The sequence below is a fragment of the Gluconobacter cerinus genome (assembly GCF_025961355.1).
In the GTDB taxonomy this organism is placed as follows: domain Bacteria; phylum Pseudomonadota; class Alphaproteobacteria; order Acetobacterales; family Acetobacteraceae; genus Gluconobacter; species Gluconobacter cerinus.
On the sequence record NZ_JAOQNM010000001.1, the window covers coordinates 497,482 to 512,278 of the forward strand.

The 14,797-nt window shown below is 58.0% G+C and carries 12 protein-coding genes; 9 read left to right on the plus strand and 3 right to left on the minus strand.

Annotation, left to right across the window (positions count from 1 at the left end; genetic code table 11):
• The first annotated feature begins 12 nt into the window (after positions 1-12).
• Positions 13-840: a 23S rRNA (adenine(2030)-N(6))-methyltransferase RlmJ gene (locus tag M2305_RS02295; protein WP_099210382.1), complete on the plus strand. Its 828-nt coding sequence runs from the start codon at positions 13-15 to the stop codon at positions 838-840.
• Positions 837-1,814 (plus strand): NAD(P)H-dependent glycerol-3-phosphate dehydrogenase, encoded by a 978-nt coding sequence (locus tag M2305_RS02300; protein ID WP_264648453.1) that lies wholly within the window; start codon positions 837-839, stop codon positions 1,812-1,814. Before M2305_RS02295 ends, M2305_RS02300 begins: the two co-directional genes overlap by 4 nt.
• 8 nt (positions 1,815-1,822) lie before the next feature.
• Here M2305_RS02300 and M2305_RS02305 read toward each other — a convergent pair whose 3' ends face one another.
• Positions 1,823-3,067, minus strand: coding sequence for a NupC/NupG family nucleoside CNT transporter (locus M2305_RS02305; protein ID WP_264648454.1), 1,245 nt, complete (start codon positions 3,065-3,067; stop codon positions 1,823-1,825).
• Between the two features lie 89 nt (positions 3,068-3,156).
• On the opposite strand from M2305_RS02305, the gene M2305_RS02310 reads away from it, so the two are divergent.
• Positions 3,157-3,651 (plus strand): glutathione peroxidase, encoded by a 495-nt coding sequence (locus M2305_RS02310; RefSeq protein WP_083956279.1) that lies wholly within the window; start codon positions 3,157-3,159, stop codon positions 3,649-3,651.
• On the opposite strand, the gene M2305_RS02315 is transcribed toward M2305_RS02310, so the two are convergent.
• Positions 3,592-4,047, minus strand: a complete 456-nt coding sequence (locus M2305_RS02315) for a DUF4112 domain-containing protein (protein ID WP_264648455.1) — start codon at positions 4,045-4,047, stop codon at positions 3,592-3,594. The two genes, M2305_RS02310 and M2305_RS02315, sit on opposite strands and share 60 nt — an antisense overlap.
• 105 nt (positions 4,048-4,152) lie before the next feature.
• Here M2305_RS02315 and M2305_RS02320 point away from each other — a divergent pair, with 105 nt between their 5' ends.
• The 4 genes from M2305_RS02320 to M2305_RS02335 all read left to right on the plus strand — a co-directional run bounded on the left by M2305_RS02320 (position 4,153) and on the right by M2305_RS02335 (position 11,585).
• Entirely contained in the window at positions 4,153-4,389 is a 237-nt protein-coding gene (locus M2305_RS02320) for a hypothetical protein (protein WP_086634545.1), read from the plus strand.
• Between the two features lie 64 nt (positions 4,390-4,453).
• Positions 4,454-6,010: a murein biosynthesis integral membrane protein MurJ gene (gene murJ / locus M2305_RS02325; protein ID WP_264648456.1), complete on the plus strand. Its 1,557-nt coding sequence runs from the start codon at positions 4,454-4,456 to the stop codon at positions 6,008-6,010.
• Between the two features lie 98 nt (positions 6,011-6,108).
• Positions 6,109-8,739, plus strand: a complete 2,631-nt coding sequence (mutS, locus tag M2305_RS02330) for a DNA mismatch repair protein MutS (protein ID WP_264648457.1) — start codon at positions 6,109-6,111, stop codon at positions 8,737-8,739.
• Positions 8,736-11,585, plus strand: coding sequence for a [protein-PII] uridylyltransferase (locus M2305_RS02335; RefSeq protein WP_264648458.1), 2,850 nt, complete (start codon positions 8,736-8,738; stop codon positions 11,583-11,585). The genes mutS and M2305_RS02335 overlap by 4 nt, the downstream gene beginning before the upstream one ends.
• Here M2305_RS02335 and M2305_RS02340 read toward each other — a convergent pair.
• Positions 11,554-13,242 carry a tetratricopeptide repeat protein gene (locus M2305_RS02340; protein ID WP_264648459.1) on the minus strand — a complete coding sequence of 563 codons (1,689 nt, stop codon included), beginning with the start codon at positions 13,240-13,242 and terminating at the stop codon, positions 11,554-11,556. The two genes, M2305_RS02335 and M2305_RS02340, sit on opposite strands and share 32 nt — an antisense overlap.
• 152 nt (positions 13,243-13,394) lie before the next feature.
• Here M2305_RS02340 and M2305_RS02345 point away from each other — a divergent pair, with 152 nt between their 5' ends.
• A complete protein-coding gene (locus tag M2305_RS02345) occupies positions 13,395-13,733 on the plus strand; it encodes a hypothetical protein (protein WP_233126245.1) in 339 nt (112 codons plus the stop codon).
• A 37-nt stretch (positions 13,734-13,770) separates the two neighbouring features.
• Positions 13,771-14,775, plus strand: a complete 1,005-nt coding sequence (locus M2305_RS02350) for a major royal jelly family protein (protein ID WP_264648460.1) — start codon at positions 13,771-13,773, stop codon at positions 14,773-14,775.
• Positions 14,776-14,797 lie beyond the last annotated feature (22 nt).

Genomic DNA, 14,797 nt, shown 5'->3' on the forward strand with positions numbered 1-14,797 from the left:
AACCCCTCTCCCGTGAACTACAGACACGCCTACCACGCCGGAAATTTTGCGGATTGCATGAAACACGCGATCCTTCTGGTGCTTCTGAAGTCCCTCGCGCGCAAGCCTGCGGGATTTTGTGTTCTCGATACACATGCAGGCTGCGGACAGTATGACCTGTCTTCTGAAGAAGCCCAAAAAACCGGCGAATGGAAAAGCGGGATCGGCCGACTTCTGGACTCGGAAGATCCGGCTCTTCAAGATTATCTCTCCGCCGTGCGCGATCTCGGCCTTTATCCGGGATCACCGGCCCTCGCTCGCCATGCGCTGCGCCCCCAGGACCAGCTTGTGGCCTGCGAACTTCACCCAGAAGATGTTCGCCCGTTACGTCGCCTTTTCCGGGATGATCCGCAGGTCTCCATTCATCATCGCAACGGTTATGAAGCTCTGCGCGCGCTTCTCCCCCCGAAAGATCTGAAGCGTGGTCTGGTTCTGATTGATCCGCCATTTGAGAAGCTGGACGACTTTACGCAATGTGCTGAGGCGATCTCGCTGATCCGCAATCGCTTTCGCGCAGGCATTGTCGCGGTTTGGTATCCCATCAAGCACCGCACCCCGGTTCGGGCATTTTACAATGCCCTGAAGGATGCAGGCATTCGCGACATTCTGGCGTGTGAATTTCTTCTGCGCCCGGCGTTGGACCCGTCTCGCCTGAATGGATGCGGAATGCTGGTCGTGAATGCTCCTTTCGGATTTGAAGAGGATGCCGCTCGTGTCCTGAATGCGTTGAAGCAGGGGCTTGCGACGGATGACCCGGAAGACGACATGCAGGTGCATATTGAACGTCTGGTAGAGGAATGAACATGAACGGGCGCCATATCGCAGTCATCGGCGCAGGCGCCTGGGGAACGGCTCTCGCATGTGCCGCGGCTCGTACCGGAGCACGCGTTACACTCTGGATGCGAACTCCTGTTCCTGATGGCGTCCGGGAGCTTCCTCGCTTGCCCGGTATCCAGCTTCCTGATGCGGTTACCGTTACAGGCGTTTTCCCAACACATGCGGACGTTGTGCTTCTGGTTGTGCCTGTTCAGACTGCCCGATCCGTATCCGTCGCACTGGAAGGTGTTCTCGCGCCAGGTGTGCCGGTCGTGACGTGCTGTAAGGGCCTGGAACAGGCGACCTCGCTTCTGCCGCTTACCGTACTCGCCGAAACGATGCCTGATCGGCCAACTGCCGTTCTCTCCGGGCCAAACTTCGCCATTGAAATCGCAAAAGGCCTTCCGGCAGCAGCGACATTGGCCAGCACAGATCTGGCGCTGGCAAAAGATCTCACCAGTATCCTCAACTCGTCATCGTTTCGTCTCTATGCCAGTGACGACATTGCGGGCGTGCAGCTTGCCGGAGCAGCAAAAAACGTTGTGGCGATCGGCGCGGGTATCGTGATCGGAGCAGGCCTGGGCGAAAATGGCCGGGCAGCCCTTATCACCCGGGCTGTCGCAGAGATTGCGCGCCTGGCCGAAGCGTTGGGCGGACGTGCTGCCACTCTGGCGGGCCTATCTGGCGTTGGAGATCTGATCCTGACCTGTACTGGGCGGGGCTCACGGAACTACAGTCTCGGTATCGAGCTCGGAGAGGGTCGCCCCCTGTCAGAAATCCTCGCTTCCCGTACAACGGTTGCTGAGGGCGTTTTGACCGCGCCGGCGCTCGTGGCGCTCGCTCACAAGATGGGCGTGCACGTCCCGATCCTTGAGACGATCACCCATCTGCTTTCAGAAAAACTTACACTGGAAGAAGCCAGAACGCTGCTGCTGGACCGACCGCCGACGTTGGAATAATCGGCTTTTCAGACGAACAGCCCGGCGATCACAGCGCTCATGGCGTTGGAAAGCGTACCGGCCACCACGGCGCGAACCGCCAGTTTCGATACGTCCGTCCGCCTGCGCGGCTCCGCACTGCCAAACGCACCAATCAAAATGCCAATGGTGGAAATATTCGCAAATCCACACAGTGCGAAAGACAGGATCGTGATGGTTCGATGCGACAAGACATGCGCGTGAATCATGGGAGAAAGATTCACGTAGGCGACAAACTCGTTGAAAGCGATTTTCTGGCCGAGCAATCCACCCGCCACCACACACTCAGACCACGGCACGCCCATAAGCCATGCGAAGGGCGCAAAAACGTAACCGAGGATTTGCGCGAGAGACAGCCCGACCATCGCCAGAAGACCATCTGTCAGGGCAATAATGCCGACAAAGGCAATCAGAACCGCCCCGACTGCAACCGCGATTTTGGCACCGTTCATGGCACCTTCGGCTAAAGCCTCAAACATACTGTGATGGCCATGATCCGCCCCAGCAATCTCTGTGCTGACATGCCTCGGGCCGGGGAACAGAACACGTGAAAACAGCAGGCCACCCGGAATGGCCATTGCAGATGCAGCGAGCAGGTTCTCCATCGGAACCCCTAGCGACGCATAACCTGCCAGAACTGAGCCTGCGATGGATGACGTCCCGCTGCACAGAACCGTCGCCAGCTCTCCAATAGAGAGACCGGCCAGACAGGTCTGGAGCGCAATCGGCATTTCACTCTGGCCAAGGAAAATGGTCAGAACGGCTGAAAAAGATTCCAGCTGCGTGGTGCCAAGAATTTTCGCGAGAGCGCCACCGATGACGCGCGACAGGAACTGAAGAACACCCCAGTGCTGCATCAGCCCCAGAAGCGCTGCGACATACACGATTTCAGGCAGAACCTTGAGGGCGAAGATAAATCCTCCGTCCCCGAAAACCGTGTCCATTTTCGGCCCTACGAGACCACCGAAAAGGAAGGCACTTCCCTGATCCCCGTAAGACAGGACCTTGGTCACGGCCCCGGAAATCATGTGGAGCCCATGTGCCCCGGCGGGAATCCAGAGAATTACGGCTGCAATAGCCACCTGAAGGGCTAAGGCACGCGCAACCAGTTTCCAGTCGATCGCCCGCCAATTCGTGGAAAATAACGCGCCAAGACAGAGAAGACCGGCCATGCCGATCAGGACGCGCAGGATCACGAAGGCAAGCTCCCTTTCAAAAACAGAACGGTTGCACAACCTGTCTGCATGACAGCGCCATGTCCAGCCCTGCTCTCGCCTCTTTAGCAGTATGATATTACAGTAGATGAAAATGAGGGGGAGAAACCATGACCTGCGCCTATGATTTCCACCTGCCCGGGCTGTCTGGGGAAACAATTGATCTTTCCCAGTTCCGTGGTCGGCCACTCCTGATCGTCAACACAGCCTCGAAATGCGGCTTTACCCCCCAGTATGAAGGCTTGCAGCATCTGTGGTCCCTCTACGGGCGCGATTACCCGGATGGCATGACGGTTCTCGGCGTACCTTCGAATGATTTTGGAGAGCAGGAACCGGGCTCAGCAGAAGAGATCAAGACATTCTGCCACCGCAACTACGGGGTCTCATTCCCTATGGCAGCCAGAGCCCATGTCAAAGGGCCAGATGCCATCCCGCTCTTCAAATGGTTGGGTAAAGAGGGCGGATTTTTATCTCGCCCCCGCTGGAATTTTTATAAGTACCTCGTGAACCGTGAAGGGCATCTCGTGCGATGGTTCACACCGCTTTCAAAACCGACGCCCGGACGGGTAGAAGAGGCCGTCCGCCGGATTCTTCTCGATCACTGAATTATAGGGTGCCCCGGTTTCCGGCCGGGACAGCGCCTCTTCAATCAGGCGGACATTGCGCATGTCGGCTTTGAACACGGTATCGAACAGGTCCCCCATTAGCGGAACAACACCAACTACCGCTTCGATGCCCACATTAAGCAGCATCTTGCGAACGGTTGCTGCTCCCACACCCATCCGGTGGCCTTCCCAGACAATATAGAGGGACAGGAGCGTTCCAAGAGCCAGCCCTCCTCCGGGAATGAGTCCCAAGACCGTATCAATACCCGCCCTCATGCGAAGCCCGGGAATTCGGACAGCCGAGTTCAGAACCCAGGCCAGACGCTTGAGCCGCTCCAGCCTTCGTAAGAGTTCTGCGGTGTCTGATGGAGATGAGGAAAATGCGGTTTTGACCATGATACAAAATAACACGCAGACGGGATCGAGAGTTTCCTCTTTTTCCTTGACGCAGCGTATCAAAAAACGCGAGCCTCATGACAGGAATATGACAGGAGACTTCTCATGACAGCGTCTCTCCTTCGGCCCATTCTGCCGCTTCTGGTCGTTGCTGCCCTTGGCGCCTTCACGCCTTCTGTCGCACATCACGTCACGAGCTTTCTGGGCCTGCCCGGCATCTTCTGGGCGAGCGTCATGCTAACGCTGGAAATCGTTCTGCTTTGTATCGGTCTGGCTGCCGTTCGCCCTTCCATGATGCGTCCTTCGGAAAAACTTTACGCTCGCGAGACTGTTCTTCGCTAAAAATCGTTCCTTCTGGCTTCAGGAGGATATGTTACCCGTCAGCGGGATACGCTAGAGACAGGAAATGCTTCGCAATTTCCTGACAGTTGGCAGCTGGACCATGCTTTCGCGTGTTCTGGGCCTGATTCGTGACCAGCTTCTTGCTGCCTTCCTTGGAGCCGGCCCTGCACAGGACGCCTATCTGGTGTCCCTGCGCCTGCCGAACATGTTCCGGCGACTGTTCGGAGAAGGCGCGTTCAACGCAGCCTTCGTGCCGATGTTTACCGCCAAGTATGAGACTGAGGGACGCACCGCAGCCCTGCGTTTCGCGGGGCAGGCCCTGTCCGCTCTGGTGGCATGGCTGGTGATCCTGACGATCATCTGTGAACTGTGCATGCCCCTCATCATCTCGATTCTTGCCCCCGGTTTTCAGGGCGAGCGTTTTGAGATGGCCCTGACGCTGACACAGATCACTTTCCCCTACATGGTCATGATCTGTGCGGCGGCTCTGGTTTCCGGCGTGCTGAATGGTCTGGGGAAATTCAGCGCTGCATCCGCCGCCTATCTGAGTTTCAACATCATCGGCATCGCAGCGATCTTTCTGGGGGCCTATGTCTGGCACAGTGTTGCCCTGACCAGTGCATGGGGCGTCGTTATTTCGGGCATCGTCCAGCTGGGTGCTCTGTACTGGGCCGCTCATCGGGCCGGTGTCGCGCCGCATCTCGTCCGCCCCAGCTTTTCAAAAGATATCCGTGGTCTGATGCGACGGATGGGGCCGGGTCTCGTCGGATCGGGTGTCACGCAGATGAACCTGATGGTGGACACGATCATTGCCACCAGACTGCCCGTGGGCTCCCCGTCGATTCTGTACTTCGCGGACCGGATCAACCAGCTTCCTCTTGGCGTTCTTGGTGCGGCGGCGGGTACAACCCTCTTGCCGCTTCTAACGCGACACGTTGCCAACAACGACCGAGCTTCCGTACATGCCAGCCTGAACCGGGCCCTCGATTACGCCCTGCTTTTGACGCTTCCCGCAACGATGGGCCTCATTGCACTGGCTCCCTCGATCATGGCTGGCCTGTTCAGCTACGGTCACTTCACGGTCGCAGATGCACTGAAGTCTGCCCAGTCCCTGCGGGCCTACGCCCTTGGGCTTCCAGCATTTGTACTCATCAAGGTCTTTTCGCCCGGCTTTTTCGCGGAAGGGGATACCAGCACTCCGGTCCGGATTGGTTTCTTTACCCTTGGATTAAATCTGGCGCTCAATCTGGCGCTCTACAAGCCACTGGCTCATGTGGGCCCTCCACTGGCCAGCACGATTGCAGCGGTCGTGAACGTTGCCATTCTGGCCGTGCTTTTGCATCGCCGTGGCATCTTCCAGCCTGACCCACGACTCAAAAGCCGCTCAGCCCGCATAATCGGCGCCTCTCTCATGATGGCCCTCTGGGTTGCCGCAGCGCAGAAGTTCGCCGCTCCCGACCTGCCGAACTGGCACGGAATCTGGCGCCTGAGCATGCTGGGCGCACTGATCATGTTCGGGGGCGTGGTCTACGCCATTTCTCTCGACGCCCTGAAGGTTCTGAAACTCAGTGACGTGCTCGCAGCGTTGCAAACGCGCATCGCCAGAAGACGCACACGCTAAGACACTGATCCTGCCGGTTCACACACCGGCAGGGACACGGTAGTTTCCCTTCCCCTCCTCATATTTCACCACCGGAGACCGGACCCATCGGCACGTTCATGCCCCTGCCTTCTGCCGCCAATGCCACGCCTTCCATGGCGCAATGGTTCGCGCTCAAGCATCAGGAGCCAGATGCTCTTCTGTTTTTCCGAATGGGTGATTTCTACGAGCTATTCTTCGCAGATGCCCAAGCCGCCGCGATGGCACTCGATATCGCGCTGACAGCACGGGGCAATCACAACGGCGAGCCGATTCCCATGTGCGGCGTTCCGGTTGCAGCGGCACCGGCCTATCTGTCTCGTCTGATTCGCCGAGGCTTTCGCGTTGCTGTTGCTGAGCAAACGCAGGCACCGCAAAAAGGCCAGAAAGGCCCTCTTCCCCGCGCGATCGTCCGTGTCGTCACTCCTGGCACTCTGACGGAAGACGAACTGCTCGAAGCTGGCCGCGCCAATCTGCTTCTGGCTATTGCCCGCTCCGGAGACCGCCGTTCCAAAATGATTGGTGCAGCCTGGATCGATATTTCTACAGGCGCGTTCGAGACAACGTCCGTGCCTGAAGTCGCCCTTCCAGAGCTGATGGCCCGCCTGGACGCTGCGGAAGTTCTTTCCGATCCAGAGCTCATCCCGGCAGACCACGCCAGCCGGCTTGCACCAGTCGCTGTTCCGCCGTCTCTGGATAGCGCCCGCACTCTGATTTCCCGCGCCTACGGGGTGGCACAGATTGATGCGCTCGGAGACTTTCCGGACGAGCAGGCCATCGCCTGCGCCATGGCACTTCACTATGTGCAGCGCAGTCAGGCTGGAGCACTTCCCAGACTCTCGCGCCCGATGCCGCAGGGCATCAGCGGCGTGCTCGGGATCGACCCTGCAACCCGCGCCAGCCTCGATATTCTGCGCACCCGTGATGGGGAGACGAAATACAGCCTGTTCGGTGTGATCTCCCGCACCATCACAGCAGCAGGCTCCCGCCTGCTCTCTCAGTGGATTTCCTCTCCACTCACTGACGCCATCACCATCACCGAGCGTCAGAACGCATGGCTGTGGCTTCAATCCGTTCCGGGTTTTACAGCCGCATTGGGCGATATTCTTAAACGCACACCAGACCCGGCACGCGCCCTCGGCCGCCTGTCAGCGGGACGTGGCCAACCGCGCGATCTTGCATCCATTCGCGATACTCTGATTGCCGCTGACGACCTGACGGCTCTTTTCCAGCCGGCCTGTGACAAGAGCACACCGTCTCTGATCCGCACATTGACGGCTGGCCTTTATGGCCGCGCCGATGCCCTGTTGGACACGCTGAAAGCCGCGCTTGCGGAAGAATTGCCTGCACGCATCGAGGACGGTGGTTTCATCGCCGTCGGATTTGATGCTGAGCTGGATCGATACCGAACACTCCGGGACGAAAGTCGACGGATTGTCGCAGCACTTCAGGGGCGCCTCTCCGAAGAGTACGGGGTCAGCAATCTCAAGATCCGCCATCATGCCCAGCTGGGTTACGTCATCGAGGTCCCTGTTGCAGCCGGGGCGAAGCTGAAAGAACGACCTGAACTTTCTTTCCGACAAGGCACAGCCAGCCTTGCACGTTTCTCCACCGAAGAACTCGCTGCGCTGGATCGCGCCATCCTCGAAGCAGCAGACAAAGCGAGCACGCGGGAGCGCCGCCTTTTCACAGCGCTCTGCACCCGTATTCTCGAAACTCCAGCGCTGGACGAAGTCGCAGAATATCTTGCCCTGACAGACGTCTTACGATCCTGCGCAATTCTGGCAGAGGGAGGATCGTGGTGCCGTCCAACTGTCACGGACGATACCGATTTCGAGCTTGTCGCTTGCCGACATCCCGTTGTCGAAGCCGCTCTCACAGAAACCGGCAGCGCGGACGCACGCTTCATTCCCAATGACTGCGCCCTTCCCCCAGAACACCGCGCCATGCTCCTCACCGGCCCAAATATGGCGGGTAAATCCACATTCCTCCGCCAGACTGCTCTTGCCGTGATCATGGCGCAGGCCGGGCTGCCGGTTCCGGCGAAAAGTGCCCGTATTGGTGTTGTGGACCGGCTATTTTCCCGTGTGGGTGGTGCAGACGATCTGGCGCGTGGACGCTCCACCTTCATGGTGGAAATGACTGAAACCGCTGCCATTCTTAATCAGGCTGGTCCCAAATCTCTTGTCGTCGTCGACGAGATTGGGCGTGGAACGGCAACGCTGGACGGCCTCTCTATTGCCTGGGCTACGCTTGAGGCGCTTCACACCCAGCTTGGCTCACGCACGATTTTCGCCACGCATTTCCATGAGCTGGGCGCTCTGACCGAGTTCCTGCCGCGCCTGGCTCCGTACACTATGGCCGTCAAAGAGTGGCGGGGCGAGGTCATTTTCCAGCATGAAGTCCGCCCTGGCTCAGCCCGTAAGAGCTGGGGCCTGCATGTGGCCAAACTGGCCGGGATTCCGCAATCGGTGGTGAACCGTGCTTCCCGGCTTCTCAGCACATTCGAACGTGAACAGGCTGAAGCCCGCTCTTCTCTGCCATTGTTCGAAGCCGTTGCAGACGCATCAGAAGACGCCCCGGAGCCGCAGGTTCTGCACTCTCCGGCCCTCGATGCGCTCGCGACCATCAACCCTGATGATCTCTCTCCCCGAGAGGCGCTAGCCGCGCTATATGATCTTAAACGCCTCGCTACAGGAGACAGGACTTGAAAAGTGCTGGTTTCTGGGGCGAAAGTCTTCCCTCCCCTTTCGCTGACGATACGGATACGACCCTGTCTGACCGCAAAGCCATGACCCCGTCGCTGCAAACAGCTCTTCAGACTGCCGCCGCACAGGGGCTGACGTCCCGAGATGACGTCCTCTCCATCCTTCGTCGTCATCTTGGCAATGGCCATGCAGATATCCGCATCAGGTTCGAAAAGCGCCTGATCTCCGGGATCGATGCGGCGCGCGCGCTCGCGGCTCAGGCCGACAGCGTTGTCTGTGCGCTGGCTGATCTTTCTGCCGCGCAGGACAAGGCGTCCTCCGAAGAGCCACTCTGTCTGTGTGCCACCGGTGGCTATGGAGCGGGCCTTCTCGCCCCCTTCAGCGATATCGATATCCTGTTTCTTATTCCGGAAGATGCGTCTCCGGCCCTGACCACACGCATTGAGTTCATTCTCTATGCCCTCTGGGATCTTGGCCTCCGAGTCGGTCACGCGACGCGCTCCATCAGCGCCTGCATCAAGGACGTGGCCGAAGATCTGACCATCCGCACGGCCCTTCTGGACCTGCGCCCCCTTTATGGTGACCGGACGCTCGCCCGTAATCTCCGCTCTGCCCTCGGTGCAGACCTCCAGAACGACACGCTGTGCGATTTCGTCCGTGGCAAGATTGAAGAACGTGAGCTGCGCCATCGCCGTTTTGGCGACAACCCCTACATGGTTGAGCCTAACATCAAGGAAGGCCGCGGCGGCCTCCGTGATCTTCAAACGCTGAACTGGATGGGCCGTGCCGCTCTTGGCTGCGCCATTACAACGCCAGACCAGAGCACGGCTCCTGCCGAAGCCGTCCCGACACCGTCCTTTATTTCCTTTGGCCTCCTGACCAACCGTGAAACCCACCGCGCCCGGCGTGCGTGGGATTTTTTCTGGACGGTTCGCCTGCACCTTCACTACATCACCGGCCGCGCGGAAGAGCGACTCACCTTTGACGTCCAGCCCGTCATCGGTGGCCGGATGGGATATGCCACGCACGGACGTCAGCGCGGTGTCGAACGCTTCATGCGACACTACTTCCTGACGGCACGGGACGTCATGCGCCTGACGCATGTTCTTCAGCCGATCGTGCTGATGCGCCTGCAGGATCAGGCAAGCGACACTCATCCGGAAGCACTCCCGGGGCCAGAAGGTTTCGAACGTATTGCCGGACGTCTCTGCCCTGTTGATCCGGTCACGTTTGCGAAGAACCCGCGTGACATGTTCCGAATGCTGGACTGCGCGCGCCGGCATGATCTGGAACTGCACCCACTTGCCATTCAGCAGCTGATCCGCAACGAACGGCACGCCGTTGAACTGCGGGATGATCCGGAAACAGCGCAGATTTTTCTTAATCTGCTCTGTGAACCAAGTGCAGATGAGACAAAAACCGTTCCGTTCTGGCTTCCCATTCTGAACGAAACCGGCCTGCTCGGTCGCCTGCTTCCGGACTGGTCACGCGTTGTCGGCCAAATGCAGTTCGACAGCTATCACATCTATACGGTGGATGAGCACATTATTGAGGCCGTCCGTATGATGGGCCAGATCGAAGCGGGTCATATGGCGGATGAGATCCCGCTGGCTTATGGGCTCGCCAAGGATCTGCGCTCACGCCGGGCCCTGTATGTCGCGGTCCTTCTCCATGACATTGCCAAGGGCCGTGGCGGCGATCATTCCGAGCTCGGGGCTGATCTGGCCCTTACCATCTGCCCGCAACTAGGTCTGGACCCTGAAGAGACAGAGACAGTTTCGTGGCTCGTTTTGCATCATCTGCTGCTCTCGCAGACGGCCTTCACCCGTGACATCGACGATCCGCGCACCATTCTGGATCTCGCGGACACCATCCAGTCTCCGGAACGTCTGCGCCTGCTTCTCCTGCTGACCATCGCGGACATGCGCGCCGTCAGCCCCAAAGTCTGGAACGCCTGGAAAGCCACCCTCCTGCGCGAACTGTTTTCCCGCGTTGCAGAAGTTCTGGAAGGTGGACTGGCCGCCACAGAACAGGATGGTCGTGTCAGCCATGCACGCGAACTTGCCCGGGACGGCCTGACCCCGCTCCTGCCAGAAAGCAGCATCGAGCATTTCCTCGCCCTCGGTTATCCGAGCTACTGGCTGGGCTTCGATACCGACACACACATGCGCCATGCCCGCATGATCCACGATTCGGACCGCTATCGCTCACCGGTCACGGTCGAGGCTTATCCAATTCCGGAACGCGGCGTGACGGAGCTGACAGTGCTCTGTGCTGACCATCCAGGGCTGTTCTCACAGATTGCTGGCGCCCTTGCTGTCGCAGGCGCATCCATCGTGGATGCGCGCATTCACACCCTCAGCGATGGCATGGCTCTGGATACTTTCTGGGTTCAGGACGCTGATGGATGTTCCTTTGAAGATCCTCACCAGCTTGGGCGTCTTAATCATCTGGTCGAACAGGCCCTGTCTGGTCGCCTCGACCTGAAGAAGGGTATCGCAGAGGCGCGTCATCGCGGAGCTTCCCGCCGGATGCGCGCTATTCACGTTCCACCCCGTGTAGTGATCGATAATACCGCTTCGGACCGGCACACTGTCATCGAGATCAACGGTCGTGACAGATCGGGACTGCTCCATGACATCACAACGACGCTGAGCGAGCAGTCGCTTCAGATTTCCTCTGCTCACATTACCACCTATGGAATGCGGGCTGTGGACGTTTTCTATGTTCGTGACCTTCTGGGCATGAAGATCACAGATCCAACTCGCTTGGCTCACATACGTGAAACACTCCTTGCTTCCCTGACGCCACAAACCGTCAAGAAGGCTGTTGCTGCGCCCACTCCCTGAGGTTTTCGGCCACCTGTTCCACAACGGGTGGCCATGCTTCTGGCAGGAAGCCTTCTGGCCTGAACTGCCGCACATTCTGGTACCAGGGAGTTGTTTTCCAGCGCCAGTCACCACCCCGCCGATTCAACAGCCAAAGTGGGCGCCCCATGGCACCGGCCATGTGTGCCACCGCAGTATCCACACTAATAACAAGCGAGCACCGCCCTACAGCGTCCGCAAGCTCTTCGGGTGTTTCGAGAGAGACCTTTTCCATCCACTTCGGGCAACTTCCCTGCTGAAGAGATACAAAACGAACGCCCTCAACACGTTGCAGCGGCTCCAGCCATTCCAGGTTTAGAGAGCGACGCCGATCAAACCTGTAAGACAGATTTCCCGCCCAGCAGAGTCCAACAACCCGCGGCTCCGGGATCGACGCAGACTCCAGATAGGGCGTTGTTCCTCCCTGGCCCACCAGCCCCAGAACAAATGGTAAGCTCAGGAGACTGATTTCTCCTGCGACAGGTCCTTCTGGTTCCAAAATCCGAGCATGGTCCATCGTAGGCATCCGGCTTACTAACGCAGCCACTGGGACATGCAGTCGGAGAGGTCGTCTGGCAGCGGCTAAAGGCAGAAACCTCAAAAACTGGATACTATCTCCCAGACCCTGCTCTGCCGTTACGGCAATCGGCAATTCACCCTCGGAGCCGTCCCACGCTGGAGAAGACTGCGGCGTGTTTAGAAGGCGATGTCGACTTTCAAATTCCAGCCAGCCTTCCGAAAATTCGCCTTCTCCCAGCAAAATAGTCGCGTGATTGAAGCGAGCCTGGGCTTGCTCGTAACCAGACGTCCGATCAGTGATGACCGAAAAAAGCCGCTTGGCTGTCTCTTCCTCGCCCATTTCCATCAGAATCGTTCCAAGGTTATTGGCAATTTGGGCATCCTCGGGAGCAAAGCCCAGTGCTTCTTCCAAGGCTCGGCGTGCTTCTAGAAAATTCCCAAGAGCCATCTGAACCAAACCAAGACTATTCAGGGTTGCTCCGGTTCGGACTCCCAACTCACATGCCTTTTCCAAAGCCTGTAGGGCTGACTCTAAAAGCCTGCTTTCAAAAAACGCTGCTCCGAGATTAGCCCAGCCACGCCCATCGCGCGGCGCACGTTTCGTCACTCTGTCAAAACAGAAAAATGCCTTATCCGGACGCCCATCCTGCAGATAGATTTCACCAAGCCTTGTAAGATATTCGACATCGTCTCGCGCAAGGGCGCACGCTTCCTCCAGAGCTTCACAGGCCGCTTTACGCTGCCCCAGAAGCAAAAAGACTTCAGCACTCGCGGCATGGGCGCGCGGGTCAGCAGGCTGCAATGTTCGCGCTACGGAAAGAGCTGCACGTGCGGGTTCAAAGTGACCCTCTGCAGCGAGTGCCAACCCCAATGTGATATGAACACGCGCTGATCTTGATGCTGGAAGGCCACCAGACTGCAAAGCCCGTCCCGCCATCGCAATAGCTGTCGCATTCTGCCCGCGAGCACGAGCCAGACAGGCCATGCCGTGCCATGCATCAGGTTGCGCAGGGTCATGAGCCAAGATGTCACGAAAGGATTTTTCGGCGCTCGCGAGGTCGCCTCTGGCGAAGCAGTCAAAAGCAAAACGCGTCGGATCTGGCTTGTAATGACCTGTCATCCGTCAGTGATGCGGCCAAATGCCCTGAAAATCCATTCCCTCGAGAAGATTTCGGCAAGACACCCCAAAGAAACACCATGAGGCGTTAACGAAATTTTCAGACTCTGAGCGTCATAACGTCTTGTAACAAGACTAGCCAGAGGCGTCTGACCATGCATCTTGAACAACGGACAGGCAGCGTTCCGGGCCTGGTTTATGCAACTGTGCGCCAGGGTATGACCACCCGCACGTTCCCTATTGAAATCAGACAAACGGCATCCGGTCATTACATTGCCCGCATGCCCGACCAACGCTGGTCCATTGAGTGTATGACTGTAGATGCGGCGTTGCTTATGCATGCAGCCGTGCTTTTCCCGGTTGAGCATGAACACGCCCCCTGGCTGTCCAACCCACGACCGGCACTGTCGCCCGTGCAACGTCATGCAGCCCGCATTCTTTCTTCGAAAACCCGAGAAGAAAAAACGGAGCGAGAAGCCACGCTGGATTATTAGTCCTGTTTGAGGCTTGCCAAATTTTCTGGACGGGCCGATGTCTGGAGCTATGAAAAGCCGGTTTGTATATTCCGTCGCGAGCGCCCTTCTGGGCGCTGCTGGTCTGTTCTCTTCACCTGCTTATGCAGACCATCCTTGGAAAGATGCTCCGCAGTCAGCACAGATTGTTGCTGATGCTGCGCTTGATCGTGTTCAGCTTGGCTCCCTGCTTCCACATGGCGCAGACACTTTTCTGGCTTTGAGTGAAGAGGGTCGCCCTGTTTTACTCGATTCCCAAAATCACACTCATCCGTTTCCGATTGATACCGCTGCGCAGGAACAAATCTCACCCCTCGCATTTCTGACGCAGGCAGGATCGGATTACTGGGGCCTAGCAGTATCGCCTCAGGCTAAACTTGTTCATCTCTCTGTGGATGGAAAGCTCATTGGAGAGGTGCCATTCGTCGGTGGAACGCTGAAAGGCAGCAATCTCACGGCACTTCAGGTCCATGGCAGCTTTGCCTATGTGACGGATGAAGGAAAACCGGCCCTCGTTGTCGTTTCCCTGAAGGACGGTAAAGCACAGCGCTTTCTGCCCTATGATCCCTCCGTCACAGGACGCAGACCGTTCACGCGCAACGCACAAATTACCAACGGACCAGACGGGCACCCTCTGACTGGCGGAAATGTTCGGCTTTTAGCGCTCGACGCCAAGGGGCAATGGCTGTTTTACATGCCCGCCTGCGGCCCCCTGTATCGGATTGATGCCTCCCTCCTGACAGACCCGGCTTTCACGCCCGTTGAGCAGCTTGATGGCATTGTAGAATGGCGCGATACGCCGAGCCTCGGCGGCATCACCCTAAGCCCTGAAAACGTCTTCTACATGTCTGACCTTACGGATGGCGCTCTCCTTCAGTTCGGCAGCGAACGCAATCCTCTGATCCTCATCCGGGATACTCGCCTTCTCGAGGCTGGAGCACTGGCGGTTTCTGACAGTCATCAGGTTGCCGTTCTGACATCAGAAGATGGAAAACCGCACATTCTTCGCATCGCCTTGCCATAGAAGGTCGTGATATAAACTTCCC